Genomic DNA, 23,974 nt, shown 5'->3' with positions numbered 1-23,974 from the left:
CCGAGGACCGGCCCTCCACTCCCGGCCCCCGGCACGCCCCGGAGCCGGCCGGGACCACAGCCGCCGCGGACGGAGACCCTGTCGTTGCTCAGCGCCTCGCGCCGGCCGTCTCCGTCCGCGGTGCCACCGCCGTCCTCGGCTCGCGCACCGTGCTGCGCGGCGTCGACCTCACCGTGCGCCGCGGTGAGGTCGTCGCCCTGCTGGGCGCCAACGGCTCCGGCAAGTCCACCGCCGTCCGCGCCATGATCGGCCAGGTCCCGCTCACCGCCGGTGAGATCTCGCTCTTCGAGACCCCGCTGCGCCGCTTCCGCGACTGGTCGCGGGTCGGTTACGTACCGCAGCGCACCACCGCCGCCGGCGGCGTGCCCGCGACCGTCCGCGAGGTCGTCTCCTCCGGCCGGCTCTCGCACACCCGGCTCGGCCGCCCCTCCAAGGCCGACAAGGCGGCCGTCCAGCGGGCCATCGAGCTGGTGGGCCTCGCCGACCGCGCCAAGGACTCCGTGAGCGCGCTCTCCGGCGGCCAGCACCAGCGCGTCCTGATAGCCAGGGCGCTCGCCGCCGAACCGGAGCTGCTGCTGATGGACGAGCCGATGGCGGGCGTCGACCTCGCCAGCCAGGACATCCTCGCCAGGGCCCTGCGCGACCAGGTCGCCGCCGGTACGACCGTCCTCCTCGTCCTCCATGAGCTGGGCCCGCTGGAGCCGCTGATCGACCGCGCGGTGGTGCTCCGCGACGGCTGCGTCACCCATGACGGGCCGCCGCCGCCCGCCCTCGGCCAGCACGCCCTGCCCGGCCACGACCATGTCCACCCCCACGCGGCCGGCGAGCCGCTCCGTACGGGACTGCTGACCTGACCATGGACATCCTTGAGACCGCGTTCATGCAGCGCGCGCTGATCGCGGCGGTACTGGTCGGGATCACCGCCCCCGCCGTCGGCATCTATCTCGTCCAGCGGCGCCAGGCGCTGATGGGCGACGGCATCGGCCATGTCGCCATGACCGGGGTCGGCCTGGGCTTTCTGCTCTCCGCCAGCCCGGTGTGGATGGCGACGCTGGTCTCGGTCGCCGGAGCCATCACCATGGAGCTGATCAGGGCGTACGGACGGACGCGCGGCGACATCGCGCTGGCCATGCTCTTCTACGGCGGGATGGCGGGCGGTGTCCTGCTGATCAATCTCGCGCCCAACGGCTCGAACGCCAACCTCAGTTCGTATCTCTTCGGCTCGCTCTCCACGGTCTCGCCGTCCGACGTGACCTCGATCTCGCTGCTCGCCGCGTTCGTCGTGCTGGTCACGGTCGGGCTGCGGCGGCAGCTCTTCGCGGTCAGCCAGGACGAGGAGTTCGCCCGGGTCACCGGGCTGCCGGTCCGCGCGCTGAATCTGCTGATCGCCGTCACGGCCGCGGTGACCGTCACCGTCGCCATGCGGGTGGTGGGGCTGCTGCTGGTCAGCGCGCTGATGGTGGTGCCGGTGGCGGCGGCCCAGCAGATCACCCGGTCGTTCGTCGTCACGTTCGTGCTCGCGGTGGTGATCGGTACGGCGGTGACGCTCGCCGGTACGGTCACCTCGTACTACCAGGACGTACCGCCCGGCGCGACAATCGTGCTGATGGCGATCGCGGTCTTCGTGGTGCTGACGGTCCTGGCCGCTCCCCTGGCGAGACGGCGGGCCGGGGCGCCGCGGACCGAGGAGGCGGCGGAGGAGACCGCGCCCGTGACGGTGACCGCGCCCGTACCCGGTGTGACGGACGCCCCGGGCGTACACGCCGCCCGTCGACCCACGGACGACCTCACGGTCTGACCGCGAGCCGGTGACGAACTGGCAGAATGGCCCGAGGGAAGCGGGCAACGCCCGGTGGATACGGGCAGAGGCAAGGAGGCACCTGTGACGACTGCGCCCAGCGGTGGATCAAGTGCGGCCCCCGTGCGCGGCCGATCGACCCGCCAGCGTGCCGCGGTGGCGGCGGCGCTCGACGAGGTGGACGAGTTCCGCAGCGCGCAGGAGCTCCACGACATGCTCAAGCACCGCGGTGACTCGGTGGGCCTGACCACGGTCTACCGCACGCTCCAGTCCCTCGCCGACGCGGGCGAGGTCGATGTGCTGCGGACCAACGACGGCGAGTCCGTCTACCGCAGATGCTCGACCGGCGACCACCACCACCATCTCGTCTGCCGGGTCTGCGGAAAGGCCGTCGAGGTCGAGGGGCCCGCGGTGGAGCAGTGGGCCGAGACGATCGCCGCGCAGCACGGCTATGTGAGCGTGGCGCACACGGTGGAGATCTTCGGTACCTGCGCGGAGTGCGCGGAGTGCACCGGTCGGGCCGCCAAGAACTGAGTCCGATCGCTCCCGGGTGCCGGACGGGTGCGCGGCGCACCCGTCCGGCACCCGATCTTCCGGGCCGTCCGGCGCCCGGGAAACCGTCTCAGCCCTGCGGAGCCCCGGCCTCCGCCGTCTGGGCATCTGCCGCTGCCCGCGCGTCCGCCGCTGCTCGCGCGTCGGCCTCCGCCCGCTCATCCGCCGCCGCCTGCTCCGGGTTGGGCAGTGCCCCGCCGAAGCGCCGGTCCCTGGAGGCGTATTCGAGGCAGGCCCGCCACAGGTCCCTGCGGTCGAAGTCCGGCCACAGCACGTCCTGGAAGACCATCTCCGCGTAACTGCTCTGCCAGATCAGATAGTTGGAGGTGCGCTGCTCCCCGCTGGGACGCAGGAAGAGATCCACGTCCGGCATGTCGGGGTAGTAGAGGTACTTCGCGAAGGTCTTCTCGTTGACCTTCGCCGGGTCGAGCTTCCCTGCCGCCACATCCGCCGCGAGCGCCTGCGCCGCGTCCGCGATCTCCGCGCGACCGCCGTAATTGACGCAGAAGTAGAGCGTCATGGCGTCGTTGTCCTTGGTCTGCTCCTGCGCGACCTGGAGTTCCTGGACGACCGACTTCCACATCTTGGGCATCCGGCCGACCCAGCGGATACGGATGCCCAGTTCGTCCATCTCGTCCCGGCGCCGCCGGATGACATCGCGGTTGAAGTTCATCAGGAAACGCACCTCGTCGGGCGTGCGCTTCCAGTTCTCGGTGGAGAAGGCGTACAGGGAGAGGTTCTTGACGCCCATCTCCAGACAGCCCTTGAGCACATCGAGGACGACGCCCTCGCCGACCTTGTGGCCCTCGGTACGCGGCAGACCGCGCTCCTTGGCCCAGCGGCCGTTCCCGTCCATCACGCACGCCACATGCCGCGGCACCAGTTCGGCCGGGATCTTCGGCGGCCGGGCGCCGGAGGGGTGCGGTTCGGGCGTCTTGTACTCGCGGCGGGAACGTCCCAGGATTCCGCGTCGTGCCATGCGCTCTCTCTCCCAAGTTTCGCTGTCGCTGTGCAGCCGTGCGGCTGTGTCCGTGCGTATGTACCGGCGCCGGCGCCGCGTACGCCGCGTATCAGTTCTTCTCGACGTATCTGAGCGAGCGCAGACCGCGCTCCAGGTGCCAGTGCAGATAGGCGGACACCAGCCCGCTGCCCTCCCTGACGTACCGCGCCTCGCACGCGTCGGCCGTCTCCCAGTCGCCGGTCAGCAGCGCGCTCAGCAGTCCGACGGCCTCACCCGAGGGTACGACGCTGCCGGGCACCCGGCAGTCGGCGCAGACGACCCCGCCCGCCGCCACGGAGAAGAAGCGGTTGGGGCCGTGGAGACCGCATTTCGCACAGTCGTCAAAGCTCGGCGCATAGCCGTTGACGGCGAGCGAGCGCAGCAGGAAGGCGTCCAGGACGAGATGGGGCGCGTGCTCGCCACGGGCGAGGGTGCGCAGCCCGCCGACGAGCAGCAGGTACTGCTGGACGGCCGGCTCGCCCTCGTGGTCGGTGAAGCGCTCGGCGGTCTCCAGCATGGCCGTCCCCGCGGTGTAGCGGGCGTAGTCGGTGACGATGCCGCCACCGTACGGAGCGATGGTCTCGCTCTGCGTGCACAGCGGCAGACCACGGCCGACGAGATCGCTGCCGCGCGCGAAGAACTGCACGTCGACATGGGAGAAAGGTTCCAGCCGGGCGCCGAACTTGGATTTCGTACGGCGCACTCCGCGGGCGACGGCGCGGACCCGCCCGTGGCCGCGGGTCAGAAGCGTGATGATGCGGTCGGCCTCACCGAGCTTCTGGGTACGCAGCACGACGCCGTCGTCCCGGAACAGACTCATGGCGCCCATTCTCCCGCACGCGCGCGGCCCCCCGAGCCGTCGCCCCCTGGGGAAGGGCTCAGGAAGGCGTGCCCGAGGCCGCCAGCAGCAGTCTCTCCGTGTCGTCCGAGCACAGCAGCAGCGCGCCGCCGACAATGCTGAGCACCTCGCGCTCCGCCGCGCTGTACGGTCCGTCCGCCACCGCGATCCTGGCGCCCTGGAGCACGATCGACTCGCGGCCCGCCGGAGCGAGATGGGGCGCCAGCGGCTCCAGCGCCTCGTGCAGCTCGATGGCGAGCGCCGCGCCGCACGGTCCCGGGTCCGTGATGAACCGCCCGGTGTCGGCTGCGAGCGCCTCCACCAGATCGGTCAGCCGGTCCTCGGTGCAGTCCTCGAATCCGGCCGCGCGGACGGCGTGCACCGCGGTCTCCCTGACCGTACGGGAGGACACCCCGCCGGCCGCGAGGACGGCCAGCGCCACGGTGTGCACGGCGTCGCGCAGCATCGCCGAGAAGCGGAGGGTGGTGGGGTGGTCGAGGACGTCCGTACCGAAGTGGGAGTGGCAGGCGGCGCATTCGACCACCGGCCCGGCCAGTCCGCGCGCCAGCAGCGGAACACCCAGCACGGTGAACCGGCGACGGCCGGTCCGGCGGCGGTAGTTGCGGTCGCCGCCGCAGTCGGGGCAGAAGAACTCCCCGTCCCCGATGGTGTTCCAGGACGTACGAATGCCGCAGATGCGCACTTTTCGGCCGCTTGATCCCTGAGCTGGCAGCACGTCGCGCACCTCCGTAACGCTCCGGCAACATTGCCGCGTTGACGTGATGTTAGCCACACCACCCGGGCCCCGTCAGCACCGCGGCAGGAGATCGCCACGACATGGCCGAACCCCGCCCACCGCGAAGGGTGGACGGGGTCGGTAAACGCCCAGGTGAACGCCTGGATCAGCGGGAATCAGCCGTCGGCGGAGCCGGACCGGCGGGTCGCGCGGTTGACCGCGGAGATGACCGCCTTGAGTGAAGCGCGTGTGGTGTTCGCGTCGATCCCGATGCCCCAGAGCACCTTTCCGTCGATCGCGCACTCGATGTACGAGGCGGCCTGCGCGCTCGCGCCCTGGCTCATCGTGTGCTCCTGGTAGTCCAGCAGCCGGGCGTCCACCCCGACGAAGGCCAGGGCCTCGAAGAACGCGGAGATGGGACCGTTGCCGGTACCGGTGAGGACCGTCTCCGTACCGTCCACGACGGCCTGTACGGTCAGGGTGTCCCGGCCGTCCGTACCGGTCGTGCTCTGTCCCGAGCGGAGCTGGATCCGGCCCCAGGCGTTGTCCGGGTTGGGCAGGTACTCGTCCTGGAAGACCGACCAGATCTGGCCAGGGGTGACCTCGCCGCCCTCGGCGTCCGTCTTGGCCTGAATGATGCGGGAGAACTCGATCTGCATCCGGCGCGGCAGATCCAGCTTGTGGTCGTTCTTCAGGACGTACGCGATACCGCCCTTGCCGGACTGCGAGTTGACGCGGATGACCGCCTCGTAGGAACGGCCCACGTCCTTGGGATCGATCGGCAGGTACGGCACGGCCCACACGGTCTGCTCGACCGGGACGCCCCGCGCGGCGGCGTCGGCCTCCCGTGCGTCGAAGCCCTTCTTGATGGCGTCCTGGTGGGAGCCGGAGAAGGCGGTGTAGACCAGATCGCCCGCGTAGGGGTGGCGCGGATGGATCTCCATCTGGTTGCAGTACTCGCTGGTCCTGCGGATCTCGTCGATCTGCGAGAAGTCGATCTGCGGGTCGACACCCTGCGAGAAGAGGTTCATGCCCAGCGTCACCAGGTCGACATTGCCGGTGCGCTCGCCCTGGCCGAACAGACAGCCCTCGATCCGGTCGGCGCCGGCCATGATCGCCAGCTCGGCAGCGGCGACGGCCGTGCCGCGGTCGTTGTGCGGGTGCACGGAGAGGCAGATGTACGGGCGGCGGGACAGGTTCCGCGACATCCACTCGAAGCGGTCGGCGTGCGTGGACGGGGTCGAACGCTCCACGGTGGCGGGCAGATTGAGGATGATCTCGCGGCCGGCCTCGGGCTGCCAGACGTCCATGACGCCCTCGCAGACCTCCAGGGCGAAGTCCAGCTCGGTGTCGGTGAAGATCTCCGGGCTGTACTGGTAGCCGAAGGTGGTCTCGCTGCCCAGGATCTTGTCCGCGTACTCCATCACCAGCCGGGTGCCGTCCACGGCGATCTGCTTGACCTGCTCCTTCGTGCCGCGGAAGACGACGCGGCGGAAGGTGGGGGCGGTGGCGTTGTAGAGGTGGACGGTCGCGCGGTGGGCGCCGCGCAGCGACTCGACCGTCCGCTCGATCAGCTCCTCGCGCGCCTGCGTCAGGACGGAGATCGTCACGTCCTCGGGGATCGCGCCCTCTTCGATAATCGACCGTACGAAGGCGAAATCGGTCTCGCCGGAGGACGGGAAGCCGACCTCGATCTCCTTGTAGCCCATGCGGACCAGCAGGTCGAACATCTCGCGCTTGCGGGTGGGCGACATGGGGTCGATCAGTGCCTGGTTGCCGTCGCGCAGATCGGTGGAGAGCCAGCGGGGGGCGACGGTGATCCGGTTGTCCGGCCAGGTGCGGTCGGGGATGTCGACGGCTTCGTACGAGCCGTACTTGTGGATCGGCATCCCGGACGGACGCTGGGTATGGGTCGCGTTGGTGACGGGCGTCGGGCGGCCGACAGAGGGATCGGACATGGCGTAGGGCTCCTCGTGTGTCCACTGGGACGGCCGACGGGGCGCGATCACCGCAACGCCAGACTCCGCGGGGAGGGGGTCGGCCTACGACTACAGGCCCTCGCCGCGGCAGCTAAGGAGAAGCAGCCCGAAACGCATGATGCGGGCGAGCATATCCGAGGCGGGCCGGGCACGCCGGGTCGTATCAGCATGCGGAACCCGCACGTACGGGACAGGCGCGTACGGCACCCGCGTACGGCACCGACGCGGCCGGGACCGGGACCGGCGCGGCCGGGATCCCGGAATGCGGCCGAGTTCCCGGAATGCCGAGAGATCACTCCATTTCAGCAACATTGGTCGCAATGGGTGACAGAATGATGACGGAGTGCCACATTGCCTGTATGAACGCCTTCACGCACGCCGACGCCACCGCGGGTGGCCCCGCTCCCGTCTTCTGCACCATCGTGCCGCCGCACGTCCTCGACAAGCTCGCGCAGGCCGACGATCCCGTCATCTCCGGGCCCGCCCGGCGCACGCTGGAGGCCGACTCCTCCCAGCGCACCCGGCGCCGGCTGACCGCGTTCCGCGCCGCCGGGCCGCCGAGCGGCGCGGAGGCGACGGGCAAGCCGAACCGCACCATCCACGACTGCGGCAACGGCACCGCCCTGCCGGGCCGTAAGGTCCGCGGGGAGGGCGAAGAGCCGGGCAGGGACGCCACGGTCAACCGGGCGTACGCCGGGCTCGGCGCCACCTTCGAGCTGCTGCTCAAGGCGTACGAACGCGATTCGCTGGACGGCGCGGGCCTGCCGCTGGTCGCGAGCGTCCACTACGACCGGGAGTACGCGAACGCGTTCTGGGACGGCGAGCAGATGGTGTTCGGCGACGGGGACGGGGAGATCTTCCTCGACTTCACGATCCCGGTCGACGTGATCGGCCATGAGCTGGCCCATGGCGTCACGCAGTACACGGCCAATCTGACCTACTACGGGCAGCCCGGCGCCCTGAACGAGTCCATGTCGGACGTCATCGGCTCGCTGGTCAAGCAGTACACCCTGGGCCAGACCGCCGACCAGGCGGACTGGCTGATCGGCCAGGGCCTGCTCGCGCCACGGGTCACCGGGGTCGCGCTGCGCTCCATGAAGGCGCCGGGCACGGCGTACGACGACGATGTCCTCGGCAAGGATCCGCAGCCTGCCACGATGGACGACTACGTACGGACGAACCAGGACAACGGCGGGGTGCACATCAACTCCGGCATCCCCAACCACGCGTTCTATCTGCTCGCCGACCGGCTGGGCGGCAAGGCGTGGGAGCGGGCGGGCCGGATCTGGTTCGACGTGCTGACCGGCGGGGAGCTGGCGGGGGACGCCGACTTCGCGGACTTCGCCCGGCTGACCGTGTCGGCGGCGCGGGCCCGCTTCGGGGACGGGGCGGAGCTGGAGGCTGTGGTCAAGGCCTGGTCCCAGGTCGGTGTCCCCACTCCATGACGACCTGCCCCGGGAGCGGCGCCTACCGCCCGCCCCCGCCAGCCACTAGACAGGACCCATGCATATCGAAGTGCGTCGTACGGGCGGATTCGCGGGCATCGAGCGGCGGGCCGAGGTGGACACCTCACACCTCCCGGACGCGCCCGCCTGGCAGTCCCTGGTGGAAGAGGCCCTGTCGGACGCCTCGGCGGACCCCGCCGACCTCGGGGTCCCGGACGGCTTCCACTACTGGATCACCGTCGACACCCGGACCATCCACTGCGCCGACCCCCACCTCTCCGCCTCCCAGCGCACCCTAATCTCCCGAGTCCTCAAGGAAGGAGCCTGAAGAGACCGCAAGGACCTGAAGAGTCCGAAGAGGCCCGAATTCTGAAGGGGCCCGAATACGCGCGGCCGTATCGCTCAGAAGCCCAGTTTGCGGAGCTGTTTCGGGTCGCGCTGCCAGTCTTTGGCGACCTTCACATGGAGGTCGAGGAAGACCGGAGTGCCCAGCAGGGCTTCGATGTGTTTGCGGGACTTGGTGCCGACTTCCTTGAGACGCTTGCCCTTCGGGCCGATGATGATGCCCTTCTGGCTGGGGCGTTCGATATAGACGTTCGCATGGATGTCGAGGAGCGGTTTGTCCGCCGGGCGGTCCTCGCGGGGGAGCATCTCCTCGACCACCACCGCGATGGAGTGCGGCAGTTCGTCCCGTACGCCTTCGAGCGCCGCCTCACGGATCAGTTCCGCCACCATGACCTGCTCGGGCTCGTCGGTGAGATCGCCCTCCGGGTAGAGCGGGGGGCTCTCCGGGAGCAGCGGCACCAGCAGGTCCGCCAGCAGCCCGACCTGGCGGTCGCCGACGGCCGAGACCGGGACGATCTCCGCCCACTCCAGGTCGAGTTCCTTCCCGAGCTGGTCGATCGCGAGGAGCTGCTCGGCGAGCGTCTTGGAGTCGACCAGGTCCGTCTTGGTGACCACGGCGACCTTGGGCGTCTTCTTGATCGCCGCCAGTTCCTTGGCGATGAACCGGTCACCGGGGCCGAGCTTCTGGTCCGCGGGCAGACAGAAGCCGATCACATCGACCTCGGCCCAGGTCGTCCGTACGACATCGTTGAGCCGCTCGCCCAGCAGCGTGCGCGGTTTGTGGAGGCCCGGGGTGTCGACGAGGATGAGCTGCGCCTCGGGCCGGTGCACAATGCCGCGGACCGTGTGCCGGGTGGTCTGCGGCCGGTTCGAGGTGATGGCCACCTTCTGGCCGACCAGAGCGTTCGTGAGGGTGGACTTGCCCGCGTTGGGGCGGCCGACGAAGCAGGCGAAGCCGGCCCGGTGGGGGGCTTCGGCCGTCTCGGGAGAGGGGGTACGAGCGCTCATGGCGCCCATTCTCCCCGATCGTTCACCTTCCGCCGACCAGATCGCCTCGGGCTGTCACATACGGCCTGTCCCCGCCGCCCGGGGCCGCGCCGCCGGATCAGGCGGTCCCGCCCGCCTCGACGGTCGTCCGGAGCGTGCCGTCGGGGGCCGCCACCAGCAGCGGGGTGGCCGGTCCGCCCAGGTCGCGTACGGCCGCGCGGTCCTCGTCGGTCGCCGTCTCCGCCTCGGTGACGACCGCCGCCGCCTCCAGCGAGGTGGCGCCGCTGGCGACGGCCATCGCGACCGCGGTCCGCAGCGCGCTGAGTCTGAGGGAGGCCAGCTCCACGGTCCCGGCGACATACGTACGCCCGGTCTCGTCCCGTACCGCCGCGCCCTCCGGTACGCCGTTACGGGCGCGGGCGCTGCGGGCCAGAGTGATGATCTTGCGGTCCTCGGGGCCGAGGCCGGTGCCGGGGTCGGTGCTCTCAGTCATGTGCCGAGCATAGGCAGCGCGCCCGGCGGCCCCGCGACCGCCCTGAGGCCGTCCGCGCCTCCCGCCTTCCCGTACACCCGAGCCCGGCGGCCCCTACACGTACGCCTCAGGGCCGGTCGAGCCGTAGCCGCTCCGCCTTCGGCAGACCGGCCACCACCAGGTCGTACGAGTCCTCGACCAGCTCCCGTACCATCCGCGCGGGCAGCCCGCCGACCGTCACGGTGTTCCAGTGCCGCTTGTTGAGATGCCAGCCGGGCACGATCGCCGGATGGGCCTCGCGGAGCCGGACCGCCTCCTCCGGATCGCACTTGAGGGCGATCTTCAGCGGCCGTTCCTCCAGCGAGCAGAACGCGAAGATCCGGCCGCCGACCCGGAAGACCGTGAGCCCGGGACTGCGCGGGAACGGCACATCGCTGGACGTCCCGTTCAGCCCCAGACACCAGGCCGCCAGCTCCTCCGCGGTCATGGCGTCCTCAAACGCCACCACACCCTCGGATGCCCCCATGTCCTCCGGCACTTCCGCGTCCTCGGACGCCACCACGTCCTCAGCGGTCACGAAGCCTGGGCCTCCTCGCGCACCGGCTCGACCAGGACCGTGACGATCTTGTTGCGGCGGCCCGCCGGGGACTCCGCCGTCAGCAGCAGCCCGCGCCCGTCGGGCAGTTCGACCCTGGCGCTGGCCCCGGCGATCGGCACCCTGCCGAGCGCCTTCGCCAGCAGCCCGCCGACCGTCTCCACGTCCTCGTCGTCGTACTCGTCGAGTCCGAACAGCTCGCCGAGATCGCCGATGTCGAGCCGGGCGGTGACCCGGTACGAGCCGTCGCCGATCTCCTCGACCGGCGGCAGCTCACGGTCGTACTCGTCGGTGATCTCGCCGACGATCTCCTCCAGGATGTCCTCGATCGTGACGATCCCGGCCGTGCCGCCGTACTCGTCGATGACGACCGCGACATGGCTGCGCTCCTGCTGCATCTCCCGCAGCAGATCGCCCGCGTTCTTGGTGTCGGGGACGAAGGCGGCGGGGCGTATCGCCGTGGACACCAGGTCGTTCTCGGAGTCCCGGTTGATATGGGTCTTTCTGACCAGGTCCTTCAGATAGACGATGCCGACGATGTCGTCCTCGTTCTCACCGGTCACCGGTATCCGCGAGAAGCCGGAGCGCAGCGCCAGGGTCAGCGCCTGCCGGATCGTCTTGTAGCGCTCGATGGAGACCAGGTCCGTACGCGGAACCATCACCTCCCGTACGAGCGTGTCGCCCAGCTCGAAGACGGAGTGCACCATTCTGCGCTCCTCGTCCTCGATCAGGGACTCCTGCTCGGCGAGGTCGACCATGGCCCGCAGCTCGGCCTCGCTCGCGAACGGCCCCTTGCGGAAGCCCTTGCCGGGGGTGAGGGCATTGCCGAGGAGGATCAGCAACTGCGGGATCGGCCCCATGATCCTGGCCAGCGGCAGCAAGACATACGCCGAGGCCGTGGCGGTGTTGAGCGGATGCTGCCGTCCGATGGTGCGCGGCGAGACACCCACCGCGACATACGAGACCAGGACCATCACCCCGATCGCGACCACCAGCGCGGTCCAGGTCTCCTCGAACTCCTTGATGCAGACATAGGTGACCAGCACTCCGGCGGCCATCTCGCAGGCGACCCGGACCAGCAGGGCCACATTCAGATAGCGCGTCGGATCGGCGGCGACCTGCTCCAGTCTGGCCGCCCCGCGCCGCCCGGACCGTACGGCCTCGGCAGCCCGGAAGCTGGAGACCCGGGCGATACCGGCCTCCGCCGAGGCCGCCAGCCAGGCCACGACGACCAGGGCGACCGCTCCGACGATCAGTTGCGCGGTCACGAGACCGTGGGCGCGGGGGACGGTCCCGTGAGCCCCTGTTCGGAACGCCAGCCGTCGATGATCGCCGCCTGGAGTCCGAACATCTCGGCCTTCTCGTCCGGCACTTCATGGTCGTACCCCAGCAGATGCAGCACACCGTGGACGGTGAGGAGCTGGAGCTCCTCGTCCATGGTGTGCCGCGTCGGGGCTTCCTCGCCCTGTTTCCTGGCCACTTCGGGGCAGAGGACGATGTCACCGAGGAGCCCCTGCGGGGGCTCCTCGTCGTCCTTGACCGGCGGACGCAGCTCGTCCATCGGAAAGGACATGACATCCGTGGGGCCCGGCAGATCCATCCACTGCATATGGAGCTGCTCGATGGCCGCCTCGTCCACCACGATCACCGACAGCTCGGAGAGCGGGTGGATCCGCATCCGGGTGAGCGCGTAGCGGGCGACGTCGAGGATCGCCTGCTCGTCGACCTCGGTGCCTGACTCGTTGTTGACGTCGATCGACATGGTGCGCTCTTGTTCTACTTCCCGTTGCGGCTGTCGTACTGCTCGTACGCGTCGACGATACGGCCGACGAGCTTGTGCCGTACGACATCCTGCGAGGTGAGACGGGAGAAGTGGACGTCTTCGACGCCTTCCAGGATGTCCTGGACCTGGCGCAGACCGCTCTTCGTGCCGCCGGGCAGGTCGACCTGGGTGATGTCTCCGGTGATGACTATCTTCGATTCGAACCCGAGCCGGGTGAGGAACATCTTCATCTGCTCGGGGCTGGTGTTCTGGGCCTCGTCGAGAATGATGAACGCGTCGTTGAGCGTCCGGCCGCGCATGTACGCCAGCGGCGCGACCTCGATCGTGCCCGCCGCCATGAGCCGCGGGATGGAGTCGGGGTCGAGCATGTCGTGCAGCGCGTCGTAGAGCGGGCGCAGATACGGGTCGATCTTCTCGTAGAGGGTGCCCGGCAGGAAGCCGAGCCGCTCACCGGCCTCGACGGCGGGCCTGGTCAGAATGATCCGGGTGACCTGCTTGGCCTGGAGGGCCTGGACCGCCTTGGCCATGGCGAGATACGTCTTGCCCGTGCCCGCGGGGCCGATGCCGAAGACGATCGTGTGCCGGTCGATCGCGTCGACGTACCGCTTCTGGTTGAGGGTCTTGGGGCGGATCGTCCGGCCCCGGCTGGACAGGATGTTCTGCGTGAGCACTTCGGCGGGGGTCTCGGGACCGTCCGCGCCGCCGTTCTCGCTCGCCCTGAGCATGGCGATGGAACGTTCCACTGCGTCCTCCGTCATCGGCTGACCGGTGCGGAGCACCAGCATCATCTCGTCGAGCAGGCGCTGGACGAGCGCGACGTCCGCCGCGCTGCCGCTCGCACTGATCTTGTTGCCCCGTACGTGAATGTCGGCCGCCGGGAACGCGTTCTCGATCACACGCAGCAGGGAATCCCCTGAGCCCAGGACCGTCACCATCGGATGGCCGGCGGGGACGGTGAAGTGGGCACGTGCCTGCCCCTCTGCGGGGGTCCGGGCTGTAGGTGTCTGAGTCATGGGCCGGCTCTGTGGCCTGCGCATACCTCCCGTTGCAGGGTTCTCGCCGCTCGACAACCTCTGAGCTACCAGCCTACGGCTCCGCACTGACAACGCCCTAGGGCTTTTACCTGCGCCGTACCGGGAACCTTGCGGCGGCCCGGTCGCCCCTCTCAGCCCGAGCGCCCGAAGCCGATCGTCGGTACCGCCCTGCGCAGCGGCCACGGCCTGCTCGGCGCCGGCAGCAGCTCCTCCAGGAAGGCATAGCGCCGCAGCGCCGCCGGGTCCTGGTCCGAACAGGCCTGTACGTACTGCCACCAGGCCGCGATCTCCGACCAGCCGGGCGCGGAGAGCGAGCCGCCGAACTCCTGGACCGACAGCGCGGCGGTCAGCCCGGCGAAGGCCAGCCGGTCCGCGAGCGGCCAGCCGGCGAGCGTGCCGGTGACATAGCCGGCCACGAAGACATCGCCCGCGCCCGTCGGGTCCAGTGCCTCCACCGCGATGGCGGGCACCTCGGCGGTCTCGCCGCTCGCGCCGTCCACCGCGTACGCGCCCTCCGAGCCCAGCGTGACGACGGCGACCGGGACCCGGTCTGCGAGCACCCGGGCGGCGGCCCTGGGGCAGTCGGTACGGGTGTAGCGCATTGCCTCCTCGGCGTTGGGCAGGAAGGCCTCGCAGTGCTCCAGGTCGGCCAGCCCCGCGAGATCCCAGCGGCCCGAGTCGTCCCAGCCGACATCGGCGAAGATCCGGGCCCCGTGGCGGGTGGCACGGGCGATCCACTCGTCGCGGCGGCCGGGGGTGAGCGCGGCGACGGCGGCGCGGGCGCGGGGCGGGCACTCGGGCAGGGCGCCCTCGGGCGGCGGGGCCTCGTGGCCGTGCGACACCATGGTCCGTTCGCCTTCGTAGGCCATGGAGACGGTGACGGGCGAGTGCCAGCCGGGGACGGTGCGGGAGCGGGACAGGTCGATGCCCTCGCCCTGCTCCAGCGCGTCCCAGCAGTACTCGCCGTAGTGGTCGTCGCCGAAGGCCGCGGCGAGGGAGGTGTGCAGACCGAGCCGGGCGAGCGCGGTGGCCATGTTGGCGATGCCGCCGGGGCTCGACCCCATGCCGCGCGCCCAGGACTCCGTACCGCGTACGGGTGCGCTGTCCAGGCCGGTGAAGATGATGTCGAGGAAGACCGTACCCGTGAGGTAGACGTCGCAGTCCGGGTCGTCCGGGGCGCGTACGGCGCCCAGCGGATCGACATGGGTGTCGGCATGGACGGTGTGTTCGATTTCTCCATTGGGTGTGATCACGGCGGGCTCCCGATCGCGTGCGGATCCGGACAGTCTGCCCGATCCTGGGAACCTCGGCGGACGCTCGGGCGAACCGGCCTCAGCAGGAACGTTTGGGCAGCGGTACGCGTACAAGATCGGCCGCGACGGTCACTTCCCCGTCGAACCCGGCCGCCCGCGCCTGCCGTTCGAACTCGTCGGGATCGGGATAGCGCTGCGAGAAGTGCGTCAGTACGAGATGCCGTACGCCGGCCTCGTGCGCCGCCCGTCCTGCCTGGCCGGCCGTGAGATGACCGTATTCGGTCGCCAGCCGTTCGTCCTCGTCCAGGAATGTCGACTCGATGACCAGCAGATCGCAGCCCTCGGCCAGGGTGCGCACCCCCGTACAGAGCCGGGTGTCCATGACGAACGCGAAGCGCTGGCCCCTGCGGATCTCGCTGACCTCGTCGAGCGTGACCCCGTTCAATGTGCCCTCACGCTGAAGACGGCCCACGTCGGGGCCGCCGATCCCGTGCTCCGCCAGCAGCGCCGGGATCATGCGCCGTCCGTCGGGCTCGACCAGCCGGTAACCGTACGACTCGACGGGGTGCGAGAGCCGGTGGGCCTCCAGCGTGTACGCGGGGGTCCGCGCGAGCACGCCGTCATCCGTGACCGGCGCCTCGGTCAGCGGGACGGACTCGCGGTAGGCCGTCGCGTACCGCAGCCGCTCGAAGAAGTGCTGCCCGCTCGCCGGGTAGTGCGCGGTGACCTGGTGCGGCACCTGATCGAGGTTGATGCGCTGGATGACCCCGGCCAGGCCGAGCGAGTGGTCGCCGTGGAAGTGCGTGACACAGATCCGGTTGATGTCGTGCGCGGCCACCCCGGCGCGCAGCATCTGCCGCTGGGTGCCCTCGCCCGGGTCGAAGAGCAGGCCCTCGCCGTCCCAGCGCAGCAGATAGCCGTTGTGGTTGCGGTGGCGGGTGGGCACCTGGCTGGCCGTGCCGAGCACCACCAGTTCACGTACGGACAAGACGCCTACCCGGGAGGCCAGTTGAAGCCGCGCCCGCCCAGCACATGGGCGTGTGCGTGGAAGACGGTCTGCCCGGCGCCCGCGCCGGTGTTGAAGACGATCCGGTAGCCACTGCCGTCGGTCTTGTCGTCGACGGCGACCGCCGCGGCCTCGCGCAGCACATCGGCGGCGACGGCGGGCTCGGCGGCGGCGAGGGTGCCCGCGTCCGGGTAGTGCACCCGGGGGATGACCAGCACATGGGTCGGGGCCTGCGGGTTGATGTCACGGAAGGCGACGGTGGTCGCCGTCTCCCGGACGACGGTCGCCGGCACCTCCCCCGAGGCGATCTTGCAGAACAGGCAGTCGGCCTGTGGTTCTCCGGTCATGGTCCGGGCCTCCTCGACGCCGCCGGTGATCGGTTCGCTACGGACGCATGCTATCCGTCCGCGGGGCGCCGCCTGTTGAGAGCCGCCCTGCTGAACCAGTACGTGAGGAGCATGACCCAGAACAGGGACACGCCCAGCCCGCCGATGGCGCTCGATCCCGCGCCGGGCACGGCGACCACGATCAGCGAATGGAGCCCCAGCAGTCCGACTGCGGCGCCCATCGCGACCACCGGCCGGCAGCGGCGGGCCAGCAGCAGCATCGGCCGGCGCAGCCGCGCGGGCACTCTGCGCCGTACCCACACCGCCCAGCCGGCCCAGAGCGCCACCAGCATCAGCGCGGCCGTCGCCCGGGCCGCCGCAGCGCTGTCGTCGCCGGGGACCCGTACCGTACCGAGGACCGCGACGACGAACCCGGCCAGCGCGACCCAGCGGGCGCCCGCCGCCACGCCCCAGGCCATGGACTCCAGATTGAACCGGGCGTCCCGGTCCTCGCCGTCGAGGGCGGCGGCCGTCGCGAAGCCCTCCGCCGCCGCGGTCCACGCCCCGCGCCGCCACCACCGGCCCCGCATCCGGAGCATCGCCAGGTTGTTGTGCGCCTCGCCGCTCTGCGGGTTGAGCCGGAGCGCGGTGCGGTAGGCGAGTTCGGCGGTACGGAAGTCACGCAGCCGGTGGGCGGTGACCCCGACGAGGAAGTGCGCCGAGTCGTGCTCCGGCGCCAGCTCCGCAGCGCGCCTGGCGACGGCGTACGCCTCCGGGCGGCGGGAGCGGTCGCCGGAGCGGTCCAGGACCCAGGCGAGGGCCTGGTACGCGCCCCAGAAGTGCGGGGCGAGCCTGATCGACTCGCGGGCCGCCGCCTCGGCCTCGGCGTACCGGCGCGCACCGGCGAGCAGTTCGGCGCGCACGATCCAGCCGGAGAGCTGGCGGGGGTCGGCGCGCAGCGCCTCGTCGACCGCGTGCAGCGCGGTGGGCCGGTCGTCGAGTGCGAGGGCGCAGCGGGCGAGCAGGACCCAGGCGCGCGCGTCGTCGGGGTGGCCGGCGAGATGGGCCGAGACGGAGGCGGCGGCCTGTTCGTACCGGCCGATCTCATGGAGCGCGCCGGCCCGCGTCAGCGCCTCGCTCACCGGAAACGGCCGGTGAGCGAGCGGGCGGCGACTGACCGGGCGGTGAGCGAGCGGGCGGTCCGCGCGCGGGCCGTCAGCGCGCGGGCGGTGCCGGGACGAGCGGGACGGCGGCCGGTGGTCACAGCTTCCGCTTCTTCTTCAGATAGGCCAGCAGATCGTCGTACATCCCGCCGTCGTTGGCGAACATGGCGACATTGCGGGCCGCGGCGAACCAGGGCTCCGTGGACGGCCGTATCTCCTTGGCCGCCGCCAGCAGGTCCGACATATTGATCATGCGGACGGTGCCGGTACGGGCGGAGTCCAGCAGCGCGCTCTCCGAGGCGGATTCGCAGAGATGGGCGAGATCGGCGCCGGAGAAGTCCTCGGTGACCTTGACGAGCCGGCCCAGATCGACGGATTCGATGGGCCGGTCGCGCAGGTGGTACTTGAGGATCGCCTCGCGCGCGGGCGCGTCGGGCGGCAGGACGAGCAGGGTGCGGTCGAGCCTGCCGGGCCTGCGCAGGGCGAGGTCCACATCCCAGGGGACATTGGTGGCGGCCAGTACGAACACGCCTTCATTGACCGCGTCCACGCCATCCAGTTCGGTCAACAACTGGTTGACGGTATTGCGCATCCCGTTGTGCTGCGTACGGCTTCTCTTGGCGCCCAGTGCGTCCAGCTCGTCCAGGAACACCACACAGGGCGCCTGGCGGCGGGCGGTCTCGAACACCTCGTGCATATTGCGCTCGGAATTGCCGATCCACATGTCCAGGACGTCATTGACCGACACGGACAGGAAACTCGCGCCCAGTTCGCCCGCGACGGCCCGGGCCACGAAGGTCTTGCCGCAGCCGGGAGGCCCGTACAGAAGCAGCCCGCCGCGCAGGCTCTTGCCGAACAGCCTGCGCAGTTCGGGGTTGCGCATGGGGGCGAGGAAGGCGGCTTCGAGGCGGTCCTTGACCTCCCGCATCCCGCCGACATCGGCGAGGGTCACGGCGCCCGGAGCGTCGATGTCCCAGGCGGAGACGGTGGTGGAGTCCTCGCCGCCGCCGTCGGAGGCGAGGGGCGGTTCGGGGGTCCGTGGCCGCGCGTACTCCTCGGGAGCGACGAAGCGGGGCGGGATCGCGTCGCTGATCTCCCGCTCGGCCGCGGTCCAGTCGAATTCACCCGCGCCGGACGGAGGTTGACGGGAAGCGTCGGCTTCTTCAGGAGGCGAAGGAAATGGGGGCGACGGCACGGAAGGTGGCGGCACGGAGGGCGATGGCGTGGAGGGCGTCGTCATTGAGGGGGGCGGTGTCTGCGGTGCCGGCATTCCCATGGCGCGCAGCATCAGCGCCCGCGCTTCGGCGTCCCCCGGAGCGTGCTGGAGCGCGACGGCCGCCTCGGTCACCGCCTCCTCCGTGTGTCCCGCGCCGAGCAGCAGCTCGGCGAGATGGATCCGCAGCGGTACGTCGTCGGGGGCCGCGGCCACGGCGGCGCGCAGGCTCCGGATCAGCGGGGACTCGTCGGACATGTCCACCACCCTATGAAGCGGCGGTGGGCCGCTGTCCAGTGGGTGGCGAGTACGGGCCGCCCGTCCGGCCGCAGAAAGCGCGGAAGGAAGGCCGGGAGCCGGCGGGCCCCGGGGGGCTAGGGGGTGTCTTGTCGATCAGGCCGGATTGGTGAGCGGGGTCCGGTGCGTGCGATCGCAAGGCGGAGGAGGGAGCCAGGGCGGAGTCCTGGTGACCGACGACAGCGCCGCGAGCGTGCGTGCCCGGCCCCGCGAGCCCGGCAAGATCGGCGAGACACCCCCTAGGGCGTGTCTTCAAAGTCCCGTCTGACCGGCGACGCCTGGCACGCACGCTCGCCGCGTTGTCGGGATCATCCAAGTACGTCCAGTACGAGGATGACCCTCCGCCTTGCGATCGCACGCACCAGACGCCGTCGGCCCCGCCCTTCGGGCGGACGACGCTACTTTGAAGACACGCCCTAGGACCAGCGGCCCGTGCGGCCGAGCAGCAGGGCCGTGGCGGCCGTTCCCGCCGTCGAGGTGCGCAGGACCGTACGGCCCAGGCGGTACGGCTTCGCCCGCGCCTCCGCGAAAGCCGCCAACTCCTCGGGGGACACGCCGCCTTCGGGCCCCACCACCAGCACGATCCGGCCCGCCGCGGGCAGCGGCGCGGCGGCCAGCGGCTCGCTGCCCTCCTCGTGCAGGACGGCGGCGAAGTCCGCGTCCGCGAGCAGCGCGGCCACCTGCTTGCCGGTCATGGCGTCCATGACCTCCGGGAACCGCAGCCTGCGCGACTGCTTGCCCGCCTCGCGTGCCGTGGCCCGCCACTTGGCGAGCGACTTGGCGCCCCGCTCGCCCTTCCACTGGGTCACACAGCGCGCCGCCTGCCAGGGCACGATCGTGTCGGCACCCGTCTCGGTCATCGTCTCGACGGCCAGTTCACCGCGGTCGCCCTTGGGCAGCGCCTGGACGACGGTGATCGACGGCGAGGGCTCCGGCTCGGTCCGTACCTCCGTGACCGCGACCTCCAGCCGGTCCTTGCCCTCGACGGCGGCGACCGTCCCGTACCCGCCGGTGCCCGCGCCGTCCGTCAGGACGATCTCCTCGCCGACGCGCAGCCTCCGTACGGATACGGCGTGGCGCCCCTCGGGGCCGTCGAGGACGACCGTACCGACGCGTGGCGCGCCGCCCTCGACGAGAAAGACCGGAGCGGTCACGAGGCGCTGCCCGCCAAGGAGGCGCGGGTGGCTTCGAGTTCGGTCTCCAGGACCTCGACAAGCTGTCCCGCGGGCAGTTCGCGGGCCATACGGTGGCCCTGTCCCGCCCAGAGCGCCATCCCCTGCGGGTCGCCCACCCGGGCCGCGGCCTTGCGCAGCCCGGAGGTGAGGTGGTGGACCTCGGGGTAGGCGGCCGGGGCGTACCGGCCGTGCTCCCGCATGAAGCGGTTGACCAGGCCACGGGCGGGCCGGCCGGAGAAGGCCCGGGTCAGCTCGGTCCGTACGAACAGCGGATTGGTCATGGCCTGCTTGTGCACCACATTCGCGCCGGACTCCGGGCACACCAGGAACGCCGTACCGAGCTGCGCCGCGTCCGCGCCCGCCGCGAGCACGGCCGCGATCTGGCCGCCGCGCATCAGCCCGCCCGCGGCCAGGATCGGAAGCTGCACGGCCTCCTTGACCTGGGTCACCAGCGAGAGCAGCCCGATGCCGGCGCCGTCGGTGCCCGGGTCGTCGCGGTGTGTGCCCTGGTGGCCGCCGGCCTCGATGCCCTGGACACAGACGGCGTCGGCACCCGACCACTGCGCGGCCTGCGCCTCCTCGGGGGTCGTCACCGTGACCACGGTGTACGTACCGGCGCGGGCGAGGGCGTCCAGGGTCGACCTGCTCGGGCAGCCGAAGGTGAAGGAGACCACCGGTACGGGGTCGTCGAGCAGGATCGCCAGCTTGGCCTCGTAGCCGTCGTCCCGGCCGGCCTCGGGGTCGCCGAGCGGTGTCTCGTACCAGGTGGCCTCACCGGCGAGCTGGTTGCGGTAGACCTCCACGGCCGCGCGGTCCGCGGACTGCGTCTGGGGCATGAAGAGGTTGATCCCGAAGGGCTGGCCGGTCAGCCCGCGCAACTGTTTGACCTCTTCGTACATGCCGTCCGCGGTCTTGTACCCGGCGGCGAGGAATCCGAGGCCGCCGGCCTCGCAGACGGCCGCGGCGAGCTGCGGGCAGGAGGCACCACCCGCCATGGGTGCCTGCACGATCGGATACCGGCAGAGATCGGTCAGCGCGGAGGACATGGAGGCATGGTGCCATGCCCTCCGGGACAGCTCCGAATCGGTCCGGGGGGTTGTCTACAATCGCGGAACGAGCCGCAAAAAGCAGCCCGTTCCGCGATCGAGGACAACAGGGCGCGTGCCCGGCGCCCGCCGGCTCCGTTTTCCCCGGGGCACCACCGCCGGATCCCGGCCGCGCTACCGCCCGTTGAAGGCGTCCTTCAGACGGGAGAACAGGCCCTGCTGACCGGGCTGGAACTGCCCCGTCGGCCGTTCCTCGCCACGGAGTTTGGCCAGTTCCCGCAGGAGCCGTTCCTGCTCCGGGTCCAGCTTCGCCGGGGTCATCACCTCGACATGCACGATCAGGTCACCCCGGCCGCCGCCCCGCAGATGCGTGATGCCGCGCCCGTGCAGCGGGATCGACTGGCCCGACTGCGTACCCGGCCGTACGTCGATCTCCTCCAGCCCGTCCAGCGTCTCCAGCGGGCACTTCGTACCGAGCGCCGCCGCCGTCATCGGAATGGTCACCGTGCAGTGCAGATCGTCACCGCGCCGCTGGAACACCGAGTGCGCCAGCTCATGGATCTCGACATACAGATCGCCGGCGGGACCGCCGCCGGGCCCGACCTCGCCCTCGCCCGCGAGCTGGATCCGGGTGCCGTTGTCGACACCGGCCGGGATCTTGACCGTGAGCGTACGGCGGGATCGGATGCGCCCGTCGCCCGCGCACTCGGGGCACGGCGTCGGCACGACCGTACCGAAGCCCTGGCACTGCGGGCACGGCCGCGAGGTCATGACCTGGCCCAGGAAGGACCGGGTGACCTGCGAGACCTCGCCGCGACCACGGCACATGTCACAGGTCTGCGCCGAGGTGCCGGGCGCCGCGCCCTCACCGGAACAGGTCGTGCAGACCACAGCCGTGTCGACCTGGATGTCCTTGGTCGTACCGAAGGCCGCCTCGTTGAGGTCGATCTCCAGCCGGATCATCGCGTCCTGGCCGCGCCGTGTCCGCGAGCGCGGGCCGCGCTGCGACGCCGTGCCGAAGAACGCGTCCATGATGTCCGAGAAGTTGCCGAAGCCACCGGCCCCGAAGCCGCCGGCGCCGCCTCCGCCCCCGTTCGCCGAGAGCGGGTCCCCGCCGAGGTCGTAGACCTGCTTCTTCTGCGGGTCCGACAGCACCTCGTAGGCCGCGTTGATCTCCTTGAAACGCTCCTGCGTCTTGGGATCGGGATTGACATCCGGATGGAGCTCGCGCGCGAGTCTCCGGAATGCCTTCTTGATCTCGTCCTGAGATGCGTCGCGGCGTACGCCGAGTACGGCGTAATAGTCCGTGGCCACTTACGACTCCGCCAGGATCTGTCCGACGTAACGTGCCACTGCGCGTACCGCTCCCATCGTTCCGGGGTAGTCCATGCGGGTCGGTCCGACCACGCCGAGTTTGGCGACTGCCTCGTCGCCCGAACCGTAGCCGACCGCGACGACGGACGTGGAGTTGAGCCCCTCATGGGCGTTCTCGTGCCCGATACGTACGGTCATGCCGGGGTCCTTGGCCTCGCCGAGCAGCTTGAGGAGCACCACATGCTCCTCCAGCGCCTCCAGCACCGGCCGGATGGTCAGGGGGAAGTCGTGTCCGAAGCGGGTGATGTTGGCCGTACCGCCGATCATCAGCCGCTCCTCCGTCTCCTCGACCAGGGTTTCGAGCAGGGTCGCGAGCACGGTGGACACCACGCCGCGGTCCTCCTGCTCGAACGAGTCGGGCAGGTCCTGCACGAGCTGTGGGACATCCGCGAACCGGCGCCCGACGATCCGGCTGTTGAGCCGGGCGCGGAGATCCGCGAGCGAGGTCTCGCCGAAGGGCGCGGGCGCGTCGATCATGCGCTGTTCGACCCGTCCCGTGTCCGTGATCAGGACGAGCATGAGCCGGGCTGGCGCGAGCGCCAGCAGCTCCACATGCCGCACCGTCGAACGGGTCAGCGAGGGATACTGCACGACGGCGACCTGCCGGGTGAGCTGGGCGAGCAGCCGTACCGTACGGCCCACGACATCGTCGAGGTCGACGGCGCCGTCCAGGAAGTTCTGGATGGCGCGGCGCTCCGGCGAGGACAGCGGCTTCACACCGGCCAGCTTGTCGACGAAGAGCCGGTAGCCCTTGTCGGTCGGGATGCGTCCCGCGCTGGTGTGCGGCTGGGCGATGAAGCCCTCGTCCTCCAGGACCGCCATGTCATTGCGGACAGTGGCCGGCGAGACACCGAGCTTGTGGCGCTCGGTGAGCGCCTTGGAGCCTACGGGCTCCTCCGTGCCGACATAGTCCTGGACGATGGCGCGCAGGACCTCGAGTCTGCGTTCGCTGAGCATCGCGCACACCTCCAGCTACGGTCGTCGTCCCGGGCCGTATCACTTCTCGCCGTGCCGCTTCTCGCCGTGGCACCGCTTGTCGTGACACTGCTCCGTACTTGCTCTGATACTTGCCCTGGTACTCATCGGTACTCGTTCTTGGCACTCGCTCACGGGGAGTGCCAACACTCCCCCCGTCAGTGTACGGCCGTGGGGTACACCCCTAGCAAGGGTGGCCGGGCACGGTAACGCCCGATCGCGCCGGTCGGCGGGGGCGCGGTTTCCGTAGCGTCCCGTAGCGTCCTGGTATGGACCTCTGCTGGGATCTCCGCTGGGACGAGCACGGATGGGAGCGGCTGGCTCCCGGGGTGGGACGGCGCCGGCTGCCGGGATGGGACGCGACGGCCGGACTGGTCGTCGGCGAGGACTCCGTCCTGCTGTACGACACGGGCGCGACGCTGCACGAGGGCGCGGGGCTCCGGGCGGGGGTGCGGTCGCTGCTGGGCGAGCGGCGCGTGACGCATGTCGCACTGAGCCATCCGCACTTCGACCATGTGCTGGGGACGGCGGTGTTCTCGGGGGTGGAGGTGTACGCGGCGGTGGGGATGGCGCGGCTGCTGT

Annotated in this window: 26 protein-coding genes; 6 read left to right on the top strand and 20 right to left on the bottom strand. The window is 70.7% G+C overall.

Features of this window, described 5'->3' with window-relative positions; genetic code table 11:
- The 3 genes from WH07_RS28740 to WH07_RS28730 form a co-directional block, all read left to right on the top strand.
- Positions 1–854: metal ABC transporter ATP-binding protein (locus WH07_RS28740; protein WP_232789090.1), on the top strand; the 854-nt coding region annotated here is incomplete at its 5' end.
- Positions 855–856: 2 nt separating this feature from the next.
- Complete coding sequence (locus WH07_RS28735; RefSeq protein ID WP_046506143.1) at positions 857–1,798, top strand: metal ABC transporter permease; 942 nt, start codon at positions 857–859, stop codon at positions 1,796–1,798.
- Between the two features lie 84 nt (positions 1,799–1,882).
- The gene (locus WH07_RS28730; protein WP_046506141.1) at positions 1,883–2,332 is read left to right on the top strand and encodes a Fur family transcriptional regulator; all 450 of its coding nucleotides are present in this window, start codon (positions 1,883–1,885) and stop codon (positions 2,330–2,332) included.
- Between the two features lie 88 nt (positions 2,333–2,420).
- Here WH07_RS28730 and WH07_RS28725 read toward each other — a convergent pair whose 3' ends face one another.
- The 4 genes from WH07_RS28725 to leuA all read right to left on the bottom strand — a co-directional run bounded on the left by WH07_RS28725 (position 2,421) and on the right by leuA (position 6,882).
- Complete coding sequence (locus WH07_RS28725; RefSeq protein WP_079023631.1) at positions 2,421–3,329, bottom strand: isoprenyl transferase; 909 nt, start codon at positions 3,327–3,329, stop codon at positions 2,421–2,423.
- Positions 3,330–3,420: 91 nt separating this feature from the next.
- On the bottom strand, positions 3,421–4,170 hold the full coding sequence (gene recO, locus WH07_RS28720; protein WP_046506139.1) for a DNA repair protein RecO: 750 nt from the start codon (positions 4,168–4,170) through the stop codon (positions 3,421–3,423).
- Positions 4,171–4,228: 58 nt separating this feature from the next.
- The gene (locus WH07_RS28715) at positions 4,229–4,924 is read right to left on the bottom strand and encodes a TerB family tellurite resistance protein (RefSeq protein ID WP_046506148.1); all 696 of its coding nucleotides are present in this window, start codon (positions 4,922–4,924) and stop codon (positions 4,229–4,231) included.
- Between the two features lie 176 nt (positions 4,925–5,100).
- Entirely contained in the window at positions 5,101–6,882 is a 1,782-nt protein-coding gene (gene leuA, locus WH07_RS28710; protein ID WP_046506137.1) for a 2-isopropylmalate synthase, read from the bottom strand.
- Between the two features lie 380 nt (positions 6,883–7,262).
- On the opposite strand from leuA, the gene WH07_RS28705 reads away from it, so the two are divergent.
- Both WH07_RS28705 and WH07_RS28700 read left to right on the top strand, forming a co-directional pair.
- The gene (locus tag WH07_RS28705; protein WP_046506135.1) at positions 7,263–8,348 is read left to right on the top strand and encodes a M4 family metallopeptidase; all 1,086 of its coding nucleotides are present in this window, start codon (positions 7,263–7,265) and stop codon (positions 8,346–8,348) included.
- Between the two features lie 58 nt (positions 8,349–8,406).
- Complete coding sequence (locus WH07_RS28700) at positions 8,407–8,676, top strand: protealysin inhibitor emfourin (protein ID WP_046506133.1); 270 nt, start codon at positions 8,407–8,409, stop codon at positions 8,674–8,676.
- 74 nt (positions 8,677–8,750) lie between these two features.
- On the opposite strand, the gene era is transcribed toward WH07_RS28700, so the two are convergent.
- The 16 genes from era to hrcA all read right to left on the bottom strand — a co-directional run bounded on the left by era (position 8,751) and on the right by hrcA (position 23,374).
- On the bottom strand, positions 8,751–9,710 hold the full coding sequence (gene era / locus WH07_RS28695; RefSeq protein ID WP_046506131.1) for a GTPase Era: 960 nt from the start codon (positions 9,708–9,710) through the stop codon (positions 8,751–8,753).
- A gap of 88 nt (positions 9,711–9,798) precedes the next feature.
- Entirely contained in the window at positions 9,799–10,173 is a 375-nt protein-coding gene (locus WH07_RS28690; protein ID WP_046506127.1) for a cytidine/deoxycytidylate deaminase family protein, read from the bottom strand.
- Positions 10,174–10,279: 106 nt separating this feature from the next.
- Positions 10,280–10,639 carry an MmcQ/YjbR family DNA-binding protein gene (locus WH07_RS28685; RefSeq protein ID WP_046506147.1) on the bottom strand — a complete coding sequence of 120 codons (360 nt, stop codon included), beginning with the start codon at positions 10,637–10,639 and terminating at the stop codon, positions 10,280–10,282.
- An 86-nt stretch (positions 10,640–10,725) separates the two neighbouring features.
- Entirely contained in the window at positions 10,726–12,015 is a 1,290-nt protein-coding gene (locus WH07_RS28680; RefSeq protein ID WP_046506126.1) for a hemolysin family protein, read from the bottom strand.
- Positions 12,012–12,509, bottom strand: coding sequence for an rRNA maturation RNase YbeY (ybeY, locus tag WH07_RS28675; protein ID WP_046506124.1), 498 nt, complete (start codon positions 12,507–12,509; stop codon positions 12,012–12,014). Before ybeY ends, WH07_RS28680 begins: the two co-directional genes overlap by 4 nt.
- A 14-nt stretch (positions 12,510–12,523) precedes the next feature.
- Positions 12,524–13,543, bottom strand: a complete 1,020-nt coding sequence (locus tag WH07_RS28670) for a PhoH family protein (RefSeq protein WP_052744586.1) — start codon at positions 13,541–13,543, stop codon at positions 12,524–12,526.
- A 152-nt stretch (positions 13,544–13,695) separates the two neighbouring features.
- Positions 13,696–14,817 carry a carbohydrate kinase family protein gene (locus WH07_RS28665; RefSeq protein ID WP_232789089.1) on the bottom strand — a complete coding sequence of 374 codons (1,122 nt, stop codon included), beginning with the start codon at positions 14,815–14,817 and terminating at the stop codon, positions 13,696–13,698.
- A gap of 79 nt (positions 14,818–14,896) precedes the next feature.
- Entirely contained in the window at positions 14,897–15,805 is a 909-nt protein-coding gene (locus tag WH07_RS28660) for a ribonuclease Z (protein WP_046506119.1), read from the bottom strand.
- 5 nt (positions 15,806–15,810) lie between these two features.
- Positions 15,811–16,170, bottom strand: a complete 360-nt coding sequence (locus tag WH07_RS28655; RefSeq protein ID WP_046506117.1) for a histidine triad nucleotide-binding protein — start codon at positions 16,168–16,170, stop codon at positions 15,811–15,813.
- Between the two features lie 50 nt (positions 16,171–16,220).
- Complete coding sequence (locus WH07_RS28650; RefSeq protein WP_046506114.1) at positions 16,221–17,291, bottom strand: tetratricopeptide repeat protein; 1,071 nt, start codon at positions 17,289–17,291, stop codon at positions 16,221–16,223.
- A complete protein-coding gene (locus tag WH07_RS41830) occupies positions 17,288–17,413 on the bottom strand; it encodes a hypothetical protein (protein ID WP_269801395.1) in 126 nt (41 codons plus the stop codon). Before WH07_RS41830 ends, WH07_RS28650 begins: the two co-directional genes overlap by 4 nt.
- On the bottom strand, positions 17,410–18,783 hold the full coding sequence (locus WH07_RS28645; RefSeq protein WP_046506113.1) for an ATP-binding protein: 1,374 nt from the start codon (positions 18,781–18,783) through the stop codon (positions 17,410–17,412). The genes WH07_RS41830 and WH07_RS28645 overlap by 4 nt, the downstream gene beginning before the upstream one ends.
- A gap of 455 nt (positions 18,784–19,238) precedes the next feature.
- Positions 19,239–19,976 (bottom strand): 16S rRNA (uracil(1498)-N(3))-methyltransferase, encoded by a 738-nt coding sequence (locus WH07_RS28640; protein WP_046506111.1) that lies wholly within the window; start codon positions 19,974–19,976, stop codon positions 19,239–19,241.
- Positions 19,973–21,043: a nitronate monooxygenase gene (locus tag WH07_RS28635; protein WP_046506108.1), complete on the bottom strand. Its 1,071-nt coding sequence runs from the start codon at positions 21,041–21,043 to the stop codon at positions 19,973–19,975. Before WH07_RS28635 ends, WH07_RS28640 begins: the two co-directional genes overlap by 4 nt.
- A 174-nt stretch (positions 21,044–21,217) precedes the next feature.
- Entirely contained in the window at positions 21,218–22,357 is a 1,140-nt protein-coding gene (gene dnaJ / locus WH07_RS28630; protein WP_046506106.1) for a molecular chaperone DnaJ, read from the bottom strand.
- Complete coding sequence (gene hrcA / locus WH07_RS28625; RefSeq protein WP_046506104.1) at positions 22,358–23,374, bottom strand: heat-inducible transcriptional repressor HrcA; 1,017 nt, start codon at positions 23,372–23,374, stop codon at positions 22,358–22,360.
- Between the two features lie 287 nt (positions 23,375–23,661).
- Here hrcA and WH07_RS28620 point away from each other — a divergent pair.
- The coding region (locus tag WH07_RS28620) for an MBL fold metallo-hydrolase (RefSeq protein WP_046506101.1) at positions 23,662–23,974 on the top strand (313 nt) is incomplete at its 3' end.

Source organism: Streptomyces odonnellii, assembly GCF_000981895.1.
Taxonomy (GTDB): domain Bacteria; phylum Actinomycetota; class Actinomycetes; order Streptomycetales; family Streptomycetaceae; genus Streptomyces; species Streptomyces odonnellii.
The sequence above is the reverse complement of the archived record's forward strand: the minus strand, read 5'-3'. Positions and strand labels throughout refer to the sequence as shown.